The organism is Ilumatobacter sp. (assembly GCF_030065885.1).
In the GTDB taxonomy this organism is placed as follows: Bacteria; Actinomycetota; Acidimicrobiia; order Acidimicrobiales; family Ilumatobacteraceae; genus Ilumatobacter.
The window spans coordinates 14,827-34,524 of sequence record NZ_JASJCS010000059.1; the positions used below are offsets into that span (position 1 = coordinate 14,827).

A 19,698-nucleotide genomic window follows, 5' to 3' on the forward strand; every position below is an offset into this window, starting at 1 on the left:
CAGCTCCTCGGAGGCCTGTACCTCCTCGCCTCGTGGTGTGGGCTCGTTCGGCGGCAGCGTAGCCCAGGCGTCGGACGTCCCCGAAGCGGCGCTCGGGCCTCATGACACCCAGGGAGTCATCGCCCGAACCAGGTTCGCTCGACCGTGTCGGTCGTCAAGTGGCTCGAGCATCGGCTCCACAGGTACTCGGCGTTCATCGTGGTCCCGATCTTCGCGCTCGCGAACGCCGGCGTCCGAGTACCGGCCGACGAGGTCGGCAGTGCGCTCTCGAGCGAGGTGACGTGGGGTGTGTTCCTCGGCCTCGTGGTCGGCAAGCGGGGGGCATCTCGCTGTTCACGATGGACGAGCACATCAGCATCGACGACGAGGCCTCGGCGCTCGCCTCGGCGCTCGACGGGGCCGACGCGGCCGCCGCGCCGGCCCGCTGACGACGCTCGCACACCGATCACCCGCCGGACCGGTGTGCGACTGCGGAAAATCGGCTAGAACACACCCTCGCGCGGCGAGTTCGGCAACCAGCTGAGCTCGCCTTCGACGTTCCGATGCTCCTCGCCGCTTCCGAAACCACGCTCGGGCCGACGCTGGCCATCATCGTCGGCGTCGGCATGGCCGCACAGTGGATCGCGTGGCGCACGCAGATCCCGTCGATCATCCTGCTGCTCCTCGCCGGTCTCGTGCTCGGCCCGGTCGCCGGCGTCGTCGATCCCGACGAGTTCCTCGGCGGCACGCTGTTCCCGATCGTCTCGCTGTCGGTCGCGCTGATCCTGTTCGAGGGCGGCCTCGATCTCCCACCACGCGAGCTGCGAGCGACCGGCACCGTCGTCCGGCGGCTGATCACGCTCGGTGCGATCATCACGTTCTTCGTCGGGGTGTGGGGAGCCGAGCAGCTGTTCGACATCAGCCGCGGCGCCGCAGCGGTGATGGCCGCGGTGCTCGTCGTCACCGGGCCGACCGTGGTCGGGCCGCTGCTGCGGTTCGTGCGGCCGAGCGGCCGCACCGGGCCGATGCTGCGCGCCGAGGGCATCCTGATCGACCCGATCGGCGCCACGGCCGCGCTGGTGGCGTTCGAGGCGGCGCTCACCAACGAGCTCGGTGAGGCGTTGATCGAGGTCCTGGGCGTGATCGGGCTGACGCTCGTCGCCGGTTTCGGGATCGGGTTCGTGTCGGCCTGGGTGCTCGATCACGCGATGCGGCGGTTCCTGATCCCCGACTACCTCGGCAATCCGATGGCGGTGGCGGCCGTCGTCGTGGCGTTCGTGCTGAGCAACTGGGTGCAGGAGGAGGCGGGCCTGCTGACCGTCACCGTGATGGGCATCTGGCTGGCGCGCCGCGACTCGGCCGCCGTCCGCCAGCTGCTGGAGTTCAACGAGAGCCTCCGCACGCTGCTGATCTCGGCGCTGTTCATCCTGCTCGCCGCCCGCATCGAGACCGACCAGCTGCAGGACGTCGCGCTCCCCGCGCTCGCGTTCCTCGCCCTCCTGGTGTTCGTCGCCCGCCCGCTCAGCGTCATCGTCTCGACGATCCGCACCTCGCTGACCTGGCGGGAGCGGCTGTTCCTGATGGTGATGGCGCCGCGCGGCATCGTCGCCGCCGCGGTCTCGGCGATCTTCGCGCTGCGACTCGAGGAGGAGGGCGTGCGCGGCGCCGAGCTGATCGTGCCGGTCGTCTTCCTCGTCATCATCGGCACGATCCTCGTGTACGGCTTCCTCGCCGGGCCGACCGCCCGCCGCCTCGGCCTCGCCGACCAGCGCGCCAACGGCGTGCTCATCGTGGGCGCCCATTCCGCCGCACGCGGGTTCGCCAAGGCGCTCGACGACCTGGGCGTCCGGGCGCTGCTCGTCGACACCGACCCGTACAACGTGACCCGCTCGGTGGCGCTCGGCCTACCTGCCCGCCGGGTGAGCGTCCTCACGGAGGAGGCCACGCACGAGCTCGACCTGCGTGGCATCGGGCGGATCCTGGCGCTGACGTCGAACGACGAGGTCAACGCACTCGCATCCAGCCGGTTCGCCCGTGTGTTCGGCCGCCGCGAGACATTCCAGCTCGCACCGTCCGAGAAGCGCCGCCGCGGCGCGCTCCCCGAAGAGCTGCTCGGGCGGATCATCGGTATCGACGGGCTCGAGTACGGCACGATCGACGAGCGCGTCCGCCAGGGGTGGCGGGTCCGCTCGGCGCCGGCCGGCGAGTCGATCGCGGCGTCCACCGAGGGGGGCCTCTTCTTCCCGATGGCGCGGGTGTTCGACGGCCAGCTCAGCTTCATCTGCCGGAACGACCCGGTCCCGACGCAGGGCGCGGTCGTCGGGCTGGCCGCACCGTCGGTCCAGCAGGAGCTCGACGCCGACGTCGCGACTGCGAAGTGACCGGCGAGCCGATCCGCCACCTCTTCGTCTACGGCACGCTGCGGCCCGGAGACGTCCGGTGGCGGCTGCTCGAGCCCTTCATCGCGGATCACGGCATCGACGACTCGGCCGGCGGCGAGCTCTTCGACACCGGGCTCGACTATCCCGCCGCGGTGTTCGGAGGAGGCGGGACGGTCCTCGGGCGGACCTACGAGCTGCGGGCCGAACGGATCGCCGAGGCCCTGGTCGTGCTCGACGAGGAAGAGGGAACCGTGGCCGGCCTGTACCGGCGCGTCCGCCTCACGACGAGCCGCGGCACGGGCGTGTGGGCCTACGAGTACGGCGGCGGTCTCACGCTGACCCCGATCCCATCCGGCGACTGGTTCGACCGATGAAGCCCGACCACGTCGCCGGCGTCGACCGGTTCGACCGCTGGCGTTCGACCACGTCGCATCTCGGCGCACGAGATGCGTCAGCCGGCCGGGCCGACCGTGGCGGTGGGGCGTCCCGGACCGTCACCCAGCCGGCTCGGCCTCGCCGGCTGCGGCGCGGGCCCCGGCGCGATCAGAAGAACTCCACCGCAACCGCGTGGACCGCCGCGACGTGGGCGCCGACGAGCGCCTCGTCGAGTGACTCGCCGAGCTCGACGGTGAAGCCGATGCCGTCGGTCGGAGCGACGGTGCGCGACCACTGTGACGCCGTGCCGGTGTAGGTGCCACCGCTCACCTCGACGAGCGGGAGGCCGGAGATCTCTGCGTAGCGGGCTCGGACCTGGCCGTCGCGGCCCGACGCCGGGTTGATGCGGAACAGGTCCTGGTGGTACCAGAGGATCAGGTCCGGCCGAACGAGGTCGCCGAGTGCCACGATCGCCTGCGTCTCGGGTTCGCTCGCCGGTCCGGCGCCCCCGTACTGCCAGTCGCCGGGCACCCCGAGCTCGCCCCAGTTGTGCGGGAAGTTGCGGTTGAGGTCGACGGCGTTGGCGTTCTGGCGGATCTGGCGGGCCTGCCCGTCGGGGTTCATCGAGCGCACGAGCCACAGCTCGACGCCGTCGGGGACCGGGTCGACGGCGAGCCGGTCGATGATGGCCGCGCCGGCGTCCTCGTTGCCGTGGATCACGCCGACCGCCAGCACGCGGGTGCCCCCGGGGGTGCCGCGGCGGATCACCGTGATCGGCCGCCCCTCGACCGATCGCCCGATCTCCACCTCGGCGTCGAGCGCATACGCCTCGGTGCCCGCCGGCAGCGTGGTCGACGTCGTCGTGGTCGTCGTGGTCGTAGATGTCGTAGATGTCGTTGTGGTGCTCGTCGTCGACGTGGTCGTGGTGGTGGTGGTCGTACTGGTGCTGCCGATCGTGCTCGTGGTGGGGGTCGTGGTGGTCGTCGTGGGCGTGGTGCCGGCGGGGCTCGTCGTCGTCGCAGAGGGCGACGGTCTCGACGTCGGCGGTGTCGGGACGCCCGACGAGACCGGGTCGGCGGCCTGCGCAGCGCACGCAGCCACCAGGCCGGCGGCGAGCAGCCCGACGGCTCCTCTCGTCGAGCGGGCAGCCCGGACGCTCATACCCGGCGCGCGTGCGCGTCGAGCAGCTCGGCGACGGCGAGTGTGAGGCGGCGTGCGGTCGGCACGTGGAGGTACTCGTTCGGGCCGTGGGCGTTCGCATCGGGGCCGAGCACGCCCGTGATGACGAACTGCGCATCCGGGAAGCGGGCGCCGAGCATCCCCATGAACGGGATCGAGCCGCCCTCGCCGAACAGCCGCGCCGGCCGTCCGAACGCCCGCTCGGACGCCTGCTCGAGTGCGGCGTCGAGCCACGGGGCCGCGGCCGGGGCGTTCCAGCCGGGCCCCGAGTCGACGTCGTCGACAGTGACTCGCGCACCGTACGGCGGGTCGGTCGTGAGCGCCTCGCGCAACTCCTGCGCAGCGGCCTCGTGGTCGGCGGTCGGCGGGATCCGCAGCGACAGCTTCAGCGAGGTCGACGGCCGGAGCACGTTGCCGGCCCGCTTCGTCGGTGGGAGGCCGTCGGCGCCCACCACGCTGAGGGCGGCCCGCCACGTGCGAGCGAGCAGCTGATCGGCCGGCTCGGGCGACGTCGGTCCGGCGTCTTCGACGAACGGGTAGTGGTCGGCGATCGCACCGATCTCGGCCGCGGTCGCCTCGGCCTGGGCGACCCGATCGGCGGGGATCTCGACGTCGCACGACGGCAGCAGCACCCTGCCCGTCGATTCGTCCTCGACGCGCGACAGCAGCGCTCGTGCGATCCGGAACGTCGACGGCACCATGCCGGACACGTCGCCCGAGTGCAGGCCCTCGTCGACGATGTCGACCGTCAGCGTCGCCATCACCATGCCGCGCAGCGACGTGGTCACCCAGAGGCGTTGGTAGTCGATGCAACCCGAATCGAGGCAGACGACGAGGCTCGGCGACCCGATCCGGTCCGCGAGCGCCTCGACGTACGCCGGGAGATCGGGGGAGCCCGACTCCTCGCTCGCCTCGATCAGGACGACGCAGCGCGCGTGGTCGCCCCCTGCGCTGCGAACCGCCTCGATCGCCGTGAGGCTCGCGAACGCCGCGTACCCATCGTCGGCGCCACCCCGGCCGTACAACCGATCACCCTCGAGGACGGGCGTCCACGGGCCGAGATCCGGCCGCCACCCCTCCATCTCGGGCTGCTTGTCGAGATGGCCGTACAGCAGCACGGTGTCGTCGCCGGCGGCTCCCCCGGTCGCCGGCACCTCGACCAGGATCACCGGCGATCGCCCGGGCAGCTCGTGCACCTCGACCTCGGCACCCTCGATCGGCCGCGCCTCGCACCAGGCGCGGATCAGCTCGACGGCGCGGTGCATGTGGCCGTGGTCACGCCAGTCGGGGTCGAAGGCCTCGCTGACGTTCGGGATCGCGATGTAGTCGTGCAGGACCGGGACGATGCCGTCCCAGACCCGGTCGACCAGATCGGATGCGGTGCTGTCGAGCGACATCCCGCCACCGTAACGAGCGGCGGATGGCCGCGCCGCGCGAGGCTGGTCGAATGCGGCGCGCCGTGCTCGCCACGACCCTGGCCCTCGTGGCGGCCGGGTGCGCCGGCGACGATCGGCGCGCCGGCCCGGTCGCCGGTGCCGCTCCGACGCGGGTGGCGACGACCACGACTCCGCAACCAGCCGCGCTCGGCGCAGCCTCGAAGCGAGCCGACCCGCCGAGCACGCTTGTCGAGTCGTCGACGACGACGACCACCAGCGCGACCACGGCCGCGACGAGCACGACCACAGGGGTCACCGCGACCACGACGGTCACCGCGACCACCACGACGCTGCCGCCCTGGCCTCGGTCGATCACGATGGCGTTCACCGGCGACACGCTGCCCCACAGCCCGCTGTGGCGACGGGCGGCCAGGAACGCCGCCGACGCCGGCCGCGACGGCCACGACTTCGGCCCGATGCTCGCCGAGCTGGCGCCGCTGCTCGAGCCGGTCGACGTCGCCGTGTGCCACCTCGAGACCCCGATCGCTCCCGAGGGCGAGGAGTTCACGACGTTCCCGTTCTACGGCGTGCCCGCCGAGATCGCCGACGCGATCGCCGACGCCGGCTACGACCGCTGCTCGACCGCCAGCAACCACACCGCCGATCGTGGCCCCGAGGGCATCGACCGGACCGTCGAGGTCCTCGGCTCGCGCGGCATCGGGCAGTCGGGCATGGCGCGCACACCCGCCGAGATCGAGCCGCAGGTCGTCGACGTCGGCGGCGTCGGCGTCTCGCACCTGTCGTACACCTGGAGCTACAACGGCCTCTCGCTCCCTGACGGCGAGGAGTGGCGGTCCGCCCTGATCGACGTCGACCGCATCCTGGCCGACGCCGCATCAGCCCGCGAGCGAGGCGCCCACGTCGTCGTGGTGAGCCTGCATTGGGGCGCGGAGCGGGTGCACGGCGTGACGTCGTGGCAGCGCCGGATCGCCGAGGAGCTCACGGCCGGCGGAACGCTCGACCTGATCGTCGGCCACCACGCCCACGTCGTGCAACCGATCGAACAGGTCAACGGCACGTGGGTGGTGTTCGGGCTCGGCAACATCTTGTCGAACCTCCCGACCAACAGCAGCTGGCCCGCAGCGACGCAGGACGCGGTCGTCGTGACGGTCGAGCTGGCGGTCGGAGCGGGCGGCGCCGTCACCGTCGGCCGGCCGGTGGTCCACCCGACCTGGGTCGACAAGGATGCCGGCTGGGTCGTTCGCCAGGTCGACGCCGAGCTCGCCCGCGACGACCTCACCGCCGGCCAGCGTGGTCGGCTCGAACGTTCGCGGGCGCGCACCGAAGCGATCCTCGGCGACTTCTTCCCGGCGGTCGAGAGCGCCGAACCCGCAGAGCCCGCCCAGCCCTCCGAATCGACGCCGGTGGCGGGTTGATGTCGCCCGGCGCGGTCGGCTGGCTCCTCGTCGCGACGCAGTTCGGTCTGCTCGCCACGCTGGTGCTCGTCCCCGACGGATCGGACTGGCCGACGCCGACCTGGCTCGGCGCGCTCGGCTGGGCCACGGTCGCCGCCGGCGCCACCGTCGGCCTCGTTGCGGCCCGCTCGCTCGGCTCCGCCCTGACACCGACGCCCGAACCGCGCCCGGACCGCCTCTGCCGCGACGGCCTCTACCGCCACGCTCGACACCCGATCTACAGCGGTGTGCTGCTCGTCGTCCTCGGTCTCACGATCCGGAGCGGGCGGTGGGCGACGCTCGCCCTTGCCGCTGTGATCGCGGTGTTCTTCCAGGCGAAGTCGCGGTGGGAGGAGCGGCGCCTGCACGAGAGGTACCCGGAGTACGCAGAATACGCGGCGTCGACGCCCCGTTTCGTGCCGCGCGCGGCACGTCGTCCGGGTGGCCGGGCAGCTTGACCTGTAAGCGTTTTCATGACAAGGTGAGAAGCACGTGGGCGTCTGCCCACGGGTGAACAAACCAGATCGGGCGGCCCCCGCCGCCCAGCTCAAGGGGAGAAACTATGAGATCACGCCGGCTCAAGCTGCTGGCACCGCTGCTGGCCTTCGCGGTCGTAGCAGCTGCCTGTGGCGACGATGACGACGACGAAGCGACGTCTGACACAGCAGCGGAGGACGACACCGAGACGACGGACGCACCTGACGAACCAGAGGCCACCGATCCGCCCGCCGAAGCCGGCGGCGAGATCCTGGTCACCGGTCCCGAGCGTGACGAGTCCGAGGCCGGTGCGCTGCAGCAGGTCCTCGGCGAGTGGGGCGACGCGAACGGCTTCGAGGTCACGTACATCGGCGACGCCGACTGGGAGGCCAACATCAACACGCAGGTGCAGGGTGGCAACCCGCCCGACCTCTCGGTGTTCCCGCAGCCCGGCAAGCTCGCCGACTTCGCCCGTGAGGGCTTCGTCGTGCCGCTCAACGATGAAGCGGTCGCTGCATCCAACGCCAACTGGCCCGAATCGTGGAACGCGTTCGGCATCGTCGACGGCGTGCAGTACGGCGTGCCCGCCAAGGCCGACCTGAAGTCGCTGGTGTGGTACCAGCCGTCCGCCTTCGAGGCCAACGGCTACGAGGTACCGACGACGTTCGACGAGTTCACGGCCTTGGTCGAGACGATGGCAGCCGCCGGTGGCCCGAAGCCTCTGTGCGTCGGCATCGAGTCCGGTCAGGCAACCGGTTGGACCTACACCGACTGGGTCGAGGACATGGTCCTCCGCCAGCACGGTCCCGACGTCTACGACCAGTGGGTCAACCACGACATCCCGTTCAACGATCCGCGGATCGTCGAGACGATGCAGACCGTCGTCGACCTCTGGACCGAGGACAACGTGTTCGCCAGCTCCGGCACGATCGCCGCGACGGCGTTCCAGGACAACGGCCAGCCGCTCGTCGACGGCGACTGCTTCATGCACCGCCAGGCGTCGTTCTACTCGGCCTTCATCCCCGAGGGCACGGCGTTCGCGGACGGCTCCGAGGGCGCGGTCGACGTCTTCTACTTCCCCGACATCAACGGTGACAAGCCGGTGCTCGGTGCAGGCGTGCTGGTCGCGGCGTTCAACGAGCGTCCCGAGGTCCACGAACTCGCTGCGCACATGTCGTCGGCCGAGTTCGCCGAGGCACGTCAGATCGCCCAGGCAGGGCTGAAGGGCGGCGGTACCGCCCTCTCCGGCTACCTGTCGGCCAACCCGAGCGTCGACCCGTCGGTGTTCCAGCCGCTCGAGCAGTCGTTCCTGGAGATCCTGGCAAGCGCCGAGATCGTCCGCTTCGACGCCTCCGACCTGATGCCGGCCGATGTCGGCGCCGGTACGTTCTGGACACAGGGCACCTCGCTGGTCAACGGCGACGTCACCGCACAGGAAGCTGCGGACGCGATCGAAGCGTCCTGGCCGACCTGATCGGGGTCGTCATCATCAACAACAACCTTCGTCACCGACTCTGGTGACACGTTCGGGGCACTGGCACTACGGTGCCAGTGCCCCGATGCGGTTTTCGGGCAAACGATCTGACCTCGGGCCCGGGCGACAACCGGGGACGAGGTCGGCAACACAACAGAGGGGGTACACGACGTGGGTGACATCGTGAGCAAGGTCGTCAGCACCTTGATCACCGTGGTGATCGCCGTCGGCGGCAGCGCCGTCATCTGGATCGGGGCGAATCTCGTCTTCAACCAGGTGCGCGAACACTGGGATCGCTTCAATGCGATCGTCTACGGAGCCGCCGGCTTCGTCATCGGTGCGATCATCAGCGGCAACCGGCTGATCGAGGGATCCGGAGAAGGGGACAACGCGCTCGCGGAGTTCGGGTCCTGGGTCTGGTTCCCGATCGTCGCGGCGGCGGCCACCGCCGTGCTCGGACTGCTCCTCGCCAAGAACGACGACCCGACGCGGCGCATCGCGATCGGCGTCGGCGGCTTCGGCGGCCTCGGCCTCGTGGTCGGGCTCCTGCTGCGTGCTGAGAACCGTCCGGAGGTCTCGATCGGCGGTCTCGTCATCTGGATCGCCATCTTCGGCGGTCTCGGCGTCGGAGCGTCGCTGCTGCGCGGCAAACCGCCGATCGGCGGGGGCCTCGTCGGTGGTGCACTCGGTTGGGTGATCGGCGCGTTCGGCCAGCCCGACCTCGGCGACGGCAACGTCGGCTGGGCGATCGTCGCTGCGGTCGTGCCCGCCGCCCTGATCGGGTTGCGGCTCGCGATGCACACCAACCCGAACCTGCAGCGTCGCGGCCTGATCGACCAGCGCTCGCGTGGGGTCATCTTCCTCGCCCCGGCTCTGCTGTTCATCTTCGCCACGCTCGTCGTGCCGGCGATCCGGACGATCTACCTGTCGTTCCTCGACGACAAGGGCGAGGAAGGGGTCGGCTTCGACAACTACGAGGCGACGTTCACCGATCCCGTCAGCTGGGACACGTCCAACTGGACGAACATGTTCACCAGCTGGCCGTTCCTGATCGGCGTCGGCCTCCTCGCGATCTTCGCGTACCTCGGTACCCGCGGTCGCCAGCTCACGGGCAAGGTCGTCGAGCTCGGCAGCCCCAGCATGGGACCGCTCGTGCTCGGCGGGCTGTTCGTCGCCTTCGGTGCCTTCACGGCGCTGCGAGGGACGATCATCAACAACCTCTGGTGGGTGATCGTGGTGACCAGCTTCTCGACCGGCCTCGGCCTGGCGGTCGCAGTGCTCGCCGACAACGCCAAGTTCGAGCGGGTGGCCAAGTCGATCATCTTCATGCCGATGGCGATCTCGCTGGTCGGTGCCTCGGTGATCTGGCGCTTCATGTACGTCGCCCGCGACACCAGCAAGGAGCAGACCGGGGTGATGAACGCCCTCTGGGTCGGCATCGGCCGATTGTCGACCGGGCAGGACGTCCAGGCGACGGCGCTCAGCGCACTGGTCATCATCGGCGGGCTGGTGGCCGTCGTGCACTACGCCTCGGACCGCGAGTGGCCCAGGGCCGCGATCGCGCTGGTGGCGACGCCGGTCGCCGTGATCCTGTTGAACGTCGTGTGGAACGGGCTCAGCGACGACGCCGTCCGCGTCGTGGTCGGCCTGCTCATCACGTTGGCCTTCGTCGGCGCGCTGACGCTGGTCGCACGAGCGTTCGTGAGCCAGAACTACGGCAGGGCGCTCATGCCCGGCGTCGTCGCCGTGCTGCTCGGCTGGTTCCTGATCCGGTACTGGGCGATCGTCGGTACCGGCGTCGGCGGTCATCGCGTCGACGAGGAGACCGGGGAGGTGATCGGCGGTCAAGCGATCAACTTCGTCCAGGACGGTCCGTACAACAACTTCTGGTTGATGGTCGTGCTGATCTGGATCCAGACCGGGTTCTCGATGGTCATCCTCTCGGCCGCGATCAAGGCCGTGCCCGACGAGTTGCTCGAGGCGGCCCGAGTCGACGGCGCCACGCCGTCGCAGATCTTCTGGCGGGTCACCCTGCCGCAGATCGGCACGACGATCGGCGTCGTGGTCACGACGCTGATCGTGCTGGTCATGAAGGTCTACGACATCGTGAAGGTGATGACCAACGGCAACTTCGGAAGCCAGGTCCTCGCCAACGACATGTTCCAGCAGGCGTTCCAGTTCAACAACATCGGTCGCGGCGCCTCGCTCGCCGTACTGATCCTGGTCTCGGTCCTGCCGGTCATGGTCTTCAACATCCGCCGCATGCAGAGGGAGATCTGAGATGAGCGTTCTGACCTCCGAACGACGCGACGTCGACGCCCTCCCCGACATGGTGGGTGGCAACGGCATCGTCGACCGCATCTACAAGGTGCTCAGGGGCATCCCGACCGCAGCGCTGTGGCTGATCGTGCTGGTGTGGAGCCTGCCGACCATCGGCCTGTTCGTGAACAGCTGGCGCAACCGCGACGCACAGCGGGCCACCGGCTGGTGGGACTTCCGCCCGGACGATCTCACGCTCGACAACTACGACGAGATCTTCACGGCCAGCGCCAGCACCAGCCTCGGTGATTCGCTGCTGAACTCGATGGCGATCGCCGTCCCGGCCACGATCATCCCGATCGCGGTCGCGGCGTTCGCCGCGTACGGGTTCGCCTGGATCGACTTCAAGGGCCGGAAGGGACTGTTCATCGCAACGGTGTCGCTCCTCGCGATCCCGCTGCAGGTGGCCCTGATCCCGCTGCTCCAGATGTACGTCGGCGGCGCGCACTACACGCTGCCGATCCTGGACAAGACGATCACGATCGTCCCCGACTGGGACCTCAACGGCACCGCTGCCTCGGTGTGGCTGACCCACACCGGCTTCGCGATGCCGTTCGCGATCTTCCTGCTCCACAACTACATCTCCGGGCTTCCCCGGGACGTGTTCGAGGCGGCCCGCATCGACGGTGCGGACCACTTCACGATCTTCTGGCGACTCGTGCTGCCGCTGTCGGTGCCGGTGCTCGCCGCGTTCGCGATCTTCCAGTTCCTGTGGACCTGGAACGACTTCCTGATCGCGAACACGATGGTCGGCACGAACCCCGACGCGATCCCGACGACGATCCTGATCGCCAACCTGGCCGGTGACTTCGGACGGAACGAGCACGTGCTGCCCGCAGCAGCCTTCGTCCAGGCGTTCGTGCCGCTGGTGGTGTTCTTCGCCCTCCAGCGCTACTTCGTCCGGGGCATCCTCGCCGGCTCGGTGAAGGGCTGACTCCTCGGCCTCACTCGCTCGGCTTCGCCTCGCTCCGTTCGGTCCGAATGGGGCGCAGTCGGTGGCGAGCGAGTGGGGACCGGGCGGGCCGAGCCCGCCCTGGAGCGGACACGTTCTCGGCGCGAGCGCGCCGGTTCGCATCGGGCGCGTTCCTTCTCGCTCGCTAGCTTCGCTGCATGACTGATCTGCCCACTGCGTTCGACAATCGCGTCTCGCGGGATCTGGGGGTGGCGATTCCGATCGTGCAGGCTCCGATGGGGTGGATCGCTCGCTCGCAGCTGGCGTCGGCGGTGTGCGAGGCGGGGGCGTGCGGGATCATCGAGACGTCATCGGGCGAGCTCGACGCGGTCAAGGGCGAGATCGCCAAGATGCGCGAGCTCACCGACCGACCGTTCGGTGTCAACATCGCCCAGGCGTTCGTCCGCGACCCCGCGATCGCCGAGTTCGTGATCGACCAGGACGTCCAGTTCGTCACCACGTCGGCCGGCTCGCCGACCAAGTACACCTCGGTGCTCAAGGATGCCGGCCTGACCGTCTACCACGTCGTGCCGACGCTGGCAGCGGCGCTCAAGGCGGTCGACGCCGGCGTCGACGGACTGGTGGTCGAGGGCGGCGAGGGCGGCGGGTTCAAGAGCCCGACGCCGGTGTCGACGATGGTGCTGCTGCCCCTGGTGCGCGAGCGCGTCGACGTGCCGATCATCGCCGCCGGCGGCATCACCGACGGCGCCACCATGGCCGCCGCGTTCGCGCTCGGCGCCGAGGGCGTGCAGATGGGTACGCGGATGGTGTCGGCGGCCGAGTCGCCGGTCCACACCAACTGGAAGCAGGCGATCGTCGACGCCACCGAGACCGACACCCTGTTCCTCAACCAGCGCCACTCACCGGCGCTGCGCGCACTGCGCACCGAGCGCACGACACGCCTGGCCGACTCCCCCGACAACGTCTTCGGGCAGTTCGGCGACGCGCAGGCGCTCTACTTCGGCGGCGACATGGAGGCGGCGATCCCCCTCGGCGGGCAGGTCGCCGGCCGCATCGACGCCGTGCGACCGGTCGCCGACATCATCGCGGACACCGTGCGCGAGTTCGCCGAGGTGGTCGAGCGGTTGCGGGGCTGAACAGCCACGGGCGGGGCCGTCAACGACGGAGCCAGCCGGCGAGCAGGCGCGTGAGCCACGGCATGAGCGCCCACGAGAGGATGATCACCCCGAACACGTTGCCGATCAGCACGCCGAGCACCCACCAGACGTCGGGCCAGAACTGGCGGCTGAGGAACGTCAAGAAGAGGGCGGTCGGGTACAGCGCCAGCAACACGACCGTCGCCTGCTTCCACCGCTTCACCTCGACGGCGCCCGGTCCGCCGAACCAGCCCCCGAAGCCGCCGACCACGTTGAGCGTGCGGGCGTCGACGTACTCGTCGATGCCGTCCAGCATCTCCCGCCGGATGTCCGACTCCAGCCACGCGTCGAGATGGGCGCGAGTGTCGAACGAGAACACGACGACCGTCTCGTCCTGTACACCCCGGACCGGCTCGAACAGCTCGCTGCGCAAGAAGCCGGGGAACGTGGTCAGGCGATCGACGAGCTGCGTGTGGAAGTCGGCGAGCAGATGGTCGTGCCCGGGCTTCACACGGAACGACGCAACCGCAGTCACCGATTCCTGCTCGCTGGCGAGCGCGAGGACCTGCTCACGTGCCTCACCGTCGACGAGCTCGGCGCCTTCGTCGAGCAGTCGACGACGCTCGGGCGATTCGAGCCAGCGCTCACGCGACGTCGCGTCCTCGAACTGGTAGACGATCACCCACTCGCCGGGGTGCACGTCGTTCGGCGGCTGGACATCGGCGCCGAGGTGGCCCGGCGCGGCACGGGCCGCCGCGGCGAGGCGCCGGAGCCATCGCTCGAACTCGCGTTCGCGGCCCGGCACCGACGTGCGTGCGACGACGACGGTCGGCACCGTGCGGCCGGACATCGCTGACATGCGTCCCGACGCTACTCCCGCCCATCGGCCCTGGGTCCGGCCGGGTCGGTACGGTGTGGCCGATGCTCGAGATCGACTCCATCGATGATTGCCGGGCGTGGATCGGCCGGGGCGACGATCGGCCGCCGGCTGCGTTCCAGGCGCTCGATCTCCGCGACGTCGACGGCTTCGAGTCCGGCCGCTTCGACGGCTGCCTGTTCCTGTCGTGCGTGCTGACGCCCGCCCAGGCGGGCTTCCTCACCACCACGGGCGCCACCGTCATCCGCGACGACGGCGAGCGGCCCTACACCGCTCACCGTGCCGAGCTCTACACCCCCGCCGAGCTGTTCGCCGGCTTCGACCCCGTCCGGGCCGACGGGTACGACGCCACCTACGACGCGCTCGTGTACCGCCACTGGGAGACGACCGGCCGGCAGTACCCCGATCGGATCGACGAGAGCCTCGCCCGCCGGCTCCACGACCACTCGATCAGCGAGGCGCTCCACGAGTTCCTCGCCGATCGGCGACCGGTCGCGATCATGGGCGGCCACGGCCTCGAGCGGGCCGACCCGCTGTACGCGACCGTCGCTCGCATCGCTCGGCACCTGACGCGCCAGGACCGGCTCATGCTGTCAGGAGGCGGACCCGGCGCGATGGAGGCGACCCACCTCGGCGCCTGGATGGCCCACTTCGACGACGACGAGCTCGGGCGGGCACTCGGCGTGCTCGCGCCACGGCCACCAGGCGCCCCACCGCATCGCGAGTACGCCGACCGCGATTGGCTGCATCGAGCGTTCGAGGTCCGCCGCCGGTGGCCGCTCGGCGATCCGGCACGCTTCGAGTCGGTCGGCATCCCGACCTGGATGTACGGCCACGAGCCGCCTGCCGCACTCGCCACCAGGGTCGCCAAGTACTTCGCCAACAGCGTCCGCGAGGAGGGACTGCTGGCCGTCGCGACCCACGGCGTCGTGTTCGCCCCCGGCAGCGCCGGCACCATCCAGGAGATCTTCCAGGACGCCGCGCAGAACCACTACGCGAGCTTCGGGCCGGCCGCGCCGATGGTGTTGCTCGGCGTCGACTACTGGACGCGTCACCGCCCCGTGTGGCCGCTGCTCGAGTCGCTCGCCGAGGGCTACGGGTATCACGACCTGATCACCCTGACCGACGACGAGGACGAGGTCGTCGAGCGGATCCTCGCCTACGTCCGGAGTGGCTGACGGCGAGGCGTCACCCCTGTGCGTCGGGTGCCCTGATCATCCTCCCTCGTTCGTCGACCGGTAGGCCGGCGAGCAGCAACAGGGCGGCCAGCGACGCCGCCACGCATCCCGCGATCGCCCAGCGGTACCCGTCGGTCGACTCGATCAGCCAACCGGCAACGGGTGGCCCGATCAGGCCGCCGAGACCGGGACCGGTGTAGAGCAGACCGAGGATCGAACCCAGCCCGATCACACCCATCCGGTCGGAGATCACGATCGGCCCCAGCGCCACGAACCCGCCGTATCCCACGCCGAGCACGAGGACGAACGCGGTCAGCACCAGGTAGGAGTCACCGGCGACCAACCAGACGCAGAAGCTGAGGAGATGGATGGCGAAGCAGGTTCGGTAGAGGCGGAACGAGCCGAACCGGCGGACCAGACTGCCGAAGCCGACCCGCGACAGCACGCTCGAGCCTCCCAACACGCCGACCAGCACCGCCGCCTGCACCGAACCGACGCCGTTGTCCTTCGCGTACTGCCCGACGAAGACGAACGGGACGAAGAGCGCGAGGCCGAGCATCGTGCCGGAGAGATGGATGCGGCGGAAGACCGCGCTGCGGAGTGCGTCACCGAACCGTGAGGGTTGCGGTCCGCCGTCGCCGGGTGGGCGGTCCATGAGCGGGATGCACGCGAGCAGCACGGCAGCGCCGCCGATGCCGAACACCACGTAGGTGTCGCGCCAGCCGTACCGTTCGATGAGCGCCGCCGACAACGGAGACAGCACCATGGTGCCCGCACCGATCCCGGCCACCGCGAGCCCCACGGCGACCGCCCGACGGCGCAGGAACCAGCCACCGACGGTCGCGACCATCGGCACGTAGCCGCACGCCGCGGCCAGCCCGACGCCTGCGCCGTAGGTGACGTACCCCGCGCCGATGGAGTCGACACGGCTGGTCAGCAGGAGGCCGGCGCACAGGCTGACCGCGCCGATCACCAGCACGACGCGGGGCCCGAAGCGGTCGGTCAGCCGGCCGGTGACGACGCTGAGCCAGAAGAAGCTCCAGGTCGTGACGCCGAAGATCACGGCGGTCTCGCCCGCGTCCGACCCGAACTCCTCGCTCATCGACTCGAAGAACGCGCCGAAGCTGTAGGCCGTCCCGAGGGTGACCGCCGAGCTCGCGAACGCAGCGACGACGGTCAACCAGGCACGCCGTGAGTCGACGGCATGCTCGTGGTGCGGCATCTCCGGACGATAGAGGGATCGTCGGGGAGCCGACGGGTCAGCCGACGACCCGCGCGAGCTCGCGGCGGATCCGCTTCGCGCTGACCGGTCCGTGGACGCCCAGCGGTTGGGCGAACACGCTCATCCTGAGCTCCTCGAGCAGCCAGGCGAGGTCGCGCACGTCGTCGCCGACCCGGTCGAGGCCCTCGACGGCCATCGCGTACTCCCGCTCGATCGGGCGGACATCCGCCATGCGGCGCCGGTCGCGGTGCACGTCGCCCGCGAGATGGTCGAGCCGGTGCTCGATGCCCCGCACGTACCGGTGCACGTCGGGCAACCGGTCGGTGCCGGACCGGCACACGAACCCTGGTGCGACGAGGCGTTCGAGGTGGGTCTCGGCGTCGGCGACCGTCGGGCGCAGCGCATCGGCCGTCAACGAGGCGGTGCGGCGCCGCACGCGCTCGGCTGCGGCGAGGATGTCGGCCGCTGCCGCCAGCGCGTCGGCGGCGAGCTGGGGCGTGTCGGTGCGCACCAGGCGCTCGAGCTCGCCGAACGCACCTTCGTCCCAGGGGAGCTCGCGTCGCGCCATGACGGCATCGACCGCGGCTTCGATGCAGTCGCCGGCCAGTTCGTCGAGCCGCACGCCGGCGGTCGCCACCGCCAGTTGCGCCTGCTGGTCGAGCGACCGTTCGACACGCGAGGTCGTCGGCGCCGCCGCCATCAGCAGCAGACGCCGAACGCCACCTCGCATCGCACGTTGCTGCAGGGCCTCGTTGTCGACCACTCGCAGCGACACGCTGTCGCCGCGGTCGAGCAGCGTCGGGTACGCACGGACGACGTGGCCGCCGTCGGCGCGCCGCTCGACCACCCGATCGAGCCGGCCGATGTCCCACCGCACGATGTCGCGCCGTTCGTCGACCGGCGTCGCTGCGGCCAGCGCCGAGCGCGTCGTGCCGGCCTGGCGGGCCCGGATCGCGTCGAGGTCATCGCCTGCATCGACCACCACGCCGTCGTGATCGACGACCACGATGTGCAGTCGCAGGTGTGGTGGGAGGCGATCGGGATCGAAGTCGCGGCTGCTCACCGGGTGGCCGCTCACCTCGGACAGCGCGGATGCCAGCGCGTCGACGAACGCCCCGGTCGGCGGGCCGATGCGCTGCAGGGCCGCCGTCGTCGTGTCGTTCATCGGGATGAGATGGCGCCTGACCTCCTTCGGCAGCGAACGCACCATGAGTGCGGCGAGCTCGTCGCGGTACCCAGGGATCAACCAGTCGAATCCCCGGTCGTCGATCTGGTTCAGCGCCGTCAGGGGCACCTGAACGGTCGCGCCGTCGAGGGCGGTCCCCGGCTCGAAGCGGTACGTGACCGGGAACGTCGCGTCGCTGATCCGCCACGAGTCGGGGTAGTCGGCGAGGTCGATGCCCCGCCGATCGGCGAGCACGGCCGGCGTGAGGTCGAGCAACTCGGCGTCGTCACGCCGCACCTGCTTCCACCACGTCGCGAAGTGACGCGCCGACACGACGTCCGCCCCGAGGCGCTCGTCGTAGAACTCGACGAGCGCCTCGTCGTCCAGCAGGTCGGCCCGGCGGACACGCGCCTCGAGCAGCCGGACCCGCTCGACGAATCGGGCGTTGCGTCCCATGAACTCGTGGCGCGCGTCCCAATCCCCGGCCACGAGGGCGTGCCGGATGAACATCTCACGCGCCAGTCGAGCGTCGACCCTGCCGAGCGCGATCGTGCGGTTGCTCACGATCGGCAGGCCGTACAACGTGACCGACTCGCCGATGACGGCTCGCCCGCTCCGGGCATCCCACCACGGGTCGCCATACGACCGCTTGACCAGGTGTTCGGCGAGTGACTCGGCCCATTCCGGCTGGATCGCCGCGACGCGCCGGGCCCAGAGCCGATTGGTCTCGACCAGCTCGGCAGCCATCACCCACCTCGGGGGGCGACGCGTGAGCGTCGAGCCCGGCGCGATCACGAAACGTGCCTCGCGGGCGCCGCGGAACTCCCGACCGTCCCCGTCGCGCTGGCCGACGTGTGACAGCAGCCCGGCGAGCACCGCACGATGCACATGGTCGGGGTGAGCCTCGTCGGCCCCCGGACGGATCTTCATCTGGCCGGCGACCTGACGCAGCTGGCTGTACAGGTCGCGCCACTCGCGGACGCGCAGGTAGTTGAGGTGCTCGTCGCGGCACAGACGGCGGAACCGGTTGCCCGACATCGAGCGCTGCTGCTCGCGCAGGTAGTCCCACAGTGCGACGATCGACAGGAGATCCGACCCCTCGACATCGAAGCGCCGATGCAGCTCGGCCGCACGTTCGGGGGACTCCTTCGGTCGCTCGCGGACGTCCTGGATCGACAGCGCGGCGGCGATGACCAGCACCTCGCGGACGCACCCCTGCTCCTCCGCTTCGAGGATCATGCGCCCCAGGCGCGGATCGATCGGGAGCCGCGCCAGGCGACGGCCGATCGGCGTCAGCTGCCGCGGTGCGCCGATCCGACCCGGCACCAGCGCGCCGAGCTCGTCGAGCAGCAGGTACCCGTCGCGGATCGAGGCCGAGTCGGGGGGCTCGACGAACGGAAACCGGTCGACGTCGCCCAGCCCGATGGCCGTCATCTGCAGGATGACGGACGCGAGGTTCGTCCGAAGGATCTCGGGCTCGGTGAACTCGCTTCGCTCCGCATAGCCGGTCTCCGGGTAGAGCCGGATGCAGACGCCGGGGGCCACCCGGCCACAGCGCCCGGCGCGCTGATCCGCGGACGCCTGCGACACGGGCTCGATCGGGAGACGCTGCACCTTGAGCCGGCGGCTGTAGCGCGAGATCCTGGCGGTTCCTGCGTCGACGACGTACCGGACCCCCGGCACCGTGATCGACGTCTCGGCGACGTTCGTCGAGAGCACGACCCGGCGCCCCCGGTGGGACCGGAAGATCCGGTGCTGCTCGGCCGCCGACAACCGTGCGTACAGCGGGAGCACCTCGAGCCCCGAGCGCTGCTCCAGCCGCAACGCATCCGCGATGTCATGGATCTCGCGTTCGCCGCTGAGGAACACGAGCACGTCCCCATCGCCCTCCGCCTCCAGCTCGTCGATCGCATCGATCACTGCGCGCACCTGGTCGCGCCGGTCGTTCGGATCGTCCTCGTTGTCGGCCCCGAACGCCCGGTAGCGGACCTCCACCGGGTAGGTCCGGCCCTCGACGACGAACACCGGTGCCGGTTCGCCGTCGTCGTCGGCGAAGTGGCGGGCGAACCGGTCGGTGTCGATCGTGGCCGAGGTGACGATCACCCGCAGGTCGGGCCGCTCGGGGAGCAACCGCTTGACGTATCCGAGCAGGAAGTCGATGTTGAGGCTGCGCTCGTGGGCCTCGTCGATGAT

At 70.4% G+C, this 19,698-nt stretch carries 14 protein-coding genes and 1 pseudogene; 10 read left to right on the plus strand and 5 right to left on the minus strand.

The window, feature by feature from the left end; genetic code table 11:
- Window positions 1-144: 144 nt before the first annotated feature.
- From QNJ12_RS23750 to QNJ12_RS13375, 3 genes and pseudogenes are all read left to right on the plus strand, one after another.
- Window positions 145-309: pseudogene (locus tag QNJ12_RS23750) on the plus strand (Na+/H+ antiporter NhaA); the annotation flags it as partial.
- Window positions 310-542: 233 nt separating this feature from the next.
- Window positions 543-2,360, plus strand: a complete 1,818-nt coding sequence (locus QNJ12_RS13370) for a cation:proton antiporter (RefSeq protein WP_300623200.1) — start codon at window positions 543-545, stop codon at window positions 2,358-2,360.
- The gene (locus QNJ12_RS13375) at window positions 2,357-2,734 is read left to right on the plus strand and encodes a gamma-glutamylcyclotransferase (RefSeq protein ID WP_300623202.1); all 378 of its coding nucleotides are present in this window, start codon (window positions 2,357-2,359) and stop codon (window positions 2,732-2,734) included. Before QNJ12_RS13370 ends, QNJ12_RS13375 begins: the two co-directional genes overlap by 4 nt.
- 169 nt (window positions 2,735-2,903) lie before the next feature.
- Here the strand turns inward: QNJ12_RS13375 and QNJ12_RS13380 are convergent, their stop codons facing one another.
- Entirely contained in the window at window positions 2,904-3,896 is a 993-nt protein-coding gene (locus tag QNJ12_RS13380; RefSeq protein ID WP_300623204.1) for a M14 family zinc carboxypeptidase, read from the minus strand.
- On the minus strand, window positions 3,893-5,311 hold the full coding sequence (locus QNJ12_RS13385) for a M20/M25/M40 family metallo-hydrolase (protein ID WP_300623205.1): 1,419 nt from the start codon (window positions 5,309-5,311) through the stop codon (window positions 3,893-3,895). Before QNJ12_RS13385 ends, QNJ12_RS13380 begins: the two co-directional genes overlap by 4 nt.
- 50 nt (window positions 5,312-5,361) lie before the next feature.
- On the opposite strand from QNJ12_RS13385, the gene QNJ12_RS13390 reads away from it, so the two are divergent.
- The 6 genes from QNJ12_RS13390 (at window position 5,362) to QNJ12_RS13415 (ending at window position 13,063) form a co-directional block, all read left to right on the plus strand.
- A complete protein-coding gene (locus tag QNJ12_RS13390; RefSeq protein WP_300623206.1) occupies window positions 5,362-6,726 on the plus strand; it encodes a CapA family protein in 1,365 nt (454 codons plus the stop codon).
- Window positions 6,726-7,202 (plus strand): isoprenylcysteine carboxylmethyltransferase family protein, encoded by a 477-nt coding sequence (locus tag QNJ12_RS13395; RefSeq protein WP_300623207.1) that lies wholly within the window; start codon window positions 6,726-6,728, stop codon window positions 7,200-7,202. Before QNJ12_RS13390 ends, QNJ12_RS13395 begins: the two co-directional genes overlap by 1 nt.
- A 104-nt stretch (window positions 7,203-7,306) precedes the next feature.
- The gene (locus QNJ12_RS13400; RefSeq protein ID WP_300623208.1) at window positions 7,307-8,695 is read left to right on the plus strand and encodes an ABC transporter substrate-binding protein; all 1,389 of its coding nucleotides are present in this window, start codon (window positions 7,307-7,309) and stop codon (window positions 8,693-8,695) included.
- 183 nt (window positions 8,696-8,878) lie between these two features.
- Window positions 8,879-10,975 carry a carbohydrate ABC transporter permease gene (locus QNJ12_RS13405; RefSeq protein ID WP_300623210.1) on the plus strand — a complete coding sequence of 699 codons (2,097 nt, stop codon included), beginning with the start codon at window positions 8,879-8,881 and terminating at the stop codon, window positions 10,973-10,975.
- Between the two features lies 1 nt (window position 10,976).
- Entirely contained in the window at window positions 10,977-11,948 is a 972-nt protein-coding gene (locus QNJ12_RS13410; protein ID WP_300623212.1) for a carbohydrate ABC transporter permease, read from the plus strand.
- Between the two features lie 176 nt (window positions 11,949-12,124).
- Complete coding sequence (locus QNJ12_RS13415; RefSeq protein ID WP_300623214.1) at window positions 12,125-13,063, plus strand: nitronate monooxygenase family protein; 939 nt, start codon at window positions 12,125-12,127, stop codon at window positions 13,061-13,063.
- Between the two features lie 19 nt (window positions 13,064-13,082).
- On the opposite strand, the gene QNJ12_RS13420 is transcribed toward QNJ12_RS13415, so the two are convergent.
- A complete protein-coding gene (locus tag QNJ12_RS13420) occupies window positions 13,083-13,922 on the minus strand; it encodes an antibiotic biosynthesis monooxygenase (protein ID WP_300623215.1) in 840 nt (279 codons plus the stop codon).
- A 62-nt stretch (window positions 13,923-13,984) separates the two neighbouring features.
- Here QNJ12_RS13420 and QNJ12_RS13425 point away from each other — a divergent pair, with 62 nt between their 5' ends.
- Window positions 13,985-15,118, plus strand: coding sequence for a hypothetical protein (locus tag QNJ12_RS13425; RefSeq protein ID WP_300623216.1), 1,134 nt, complete (start codon window positions 13,985-13,987; stop codon window positions 15,116-15,118).
- Between the two features lie 10 nt (window positions 15,119-15,128).
- On the opposite strand, the gene QNJ12_RS13430 is transcribed toward QNJ12_RS13425, so the two are convergent.
- A complete protein-coding gene (locus QNJ12_RS13430; protein WP_300623218.1) occupies window positions 15,129-16,340 on the minus strand; it encodes an MFS transporter in 1,212 nt (403 codons plus the stop codon).
- Window positions 16,341-16,377: 37 nt separating this feature from the next.
- Window positions 16,378-19,698: ATP-dependent RNA helicase HrpA (gene hrpA / locus QNJ12_RS13435; RefSeq protein ID WP_300623219.1), on the minus strand; the 3,321-nt coding region annotated here is incomplete at its 5' end.

What these genes read in the sequence shown, in the direction of transcription:
- QNJ12_RS13395 (WP_300623207.1), top strand. Translation starts at nt 6,726, where the DNA reads ATGTCGCCCGGCGCGGTCGGCTGGCTCCTCGTCGCGACGCAGTTCGGT.
- QNJ12_RS13385 (WP_300623205.1), bottom strand. Translation starts at nt 5,311, where the DNA reads ATGTCGCTCGACAGCACCGCATCCGATCTGGTCGACCGGGTCTGGGAC.
- QNJ12_RS13380 (WP_300623204.1), bottom strand. Translation starts at nt 3,896, where the DNA reads ATGAGCGTCCGGGCTGCCCGCTCGACGAGAGGAGCCGTCGGGCTGCTC.
- QNJ12_RS13400 (WP_300623208.1), top strand. Translation starts at nt 7,307, where the DNA reads ATGAGATCACGCCGGCTCAAGCTGCTGGCACCGCTGCTGGCCTTCGCG.
- QNJ12_RS13420 (WP_300623215.1), bottom strand. Translation starts at nt 13,922, where the DNA reads ATGTCAGCGATGTCCGGCCGCACGGTGCCGACCGTCGTCGTCGCACGC.
- QNJ12_RS13430 (WP_300623218.1), bottom strand. Translation starts at nt 16,340, where the DNA reads ATGCCGCACCACGAGCATGCCGTCGACTCACGGCGTGCCTGGTTGACC.
- QNJ12_RS13425 (WP_300623216.1), top strand. Translation starts at nt 13,985, where the DNA reads ATGCTCGAGATCGACTCCATCGATGATTGCCGGGCGTGGATCGGCCGG.
- QNJ12_RS13370 (WP_300623200.1), top strand. Translation starts at nt 543, where the DNA reads ATGCTCCTCGCCGCTTCCGAAACCACGCTCGGGCCGACGCTGGCCATC.
- QNJ12_RS13390 (WP_300623206.1), top strand. Translation starts at nt 5,362, where the DNA reads ATGCGGCGCGCCGTGCTCGCCACGACCCTGGCCCTCGTGGCGGCCGGG.
- QNJ12_RS13410 (WP_300623212.1), top strand. Translation starts at nt 10,977, where the DNA reads ATGAGCGTTCTGACCTCCGAACGACGCGACGTCGACGCCCTCCCCGAC.
- QNJ12_RS13415 (WP_300623214.1), top strand. Translation starts at nt 12,125, where the DNA reads ATGACTGATCTGCCCACTGCGTTCGACAATCGCGTCTCGCGGGATCTG.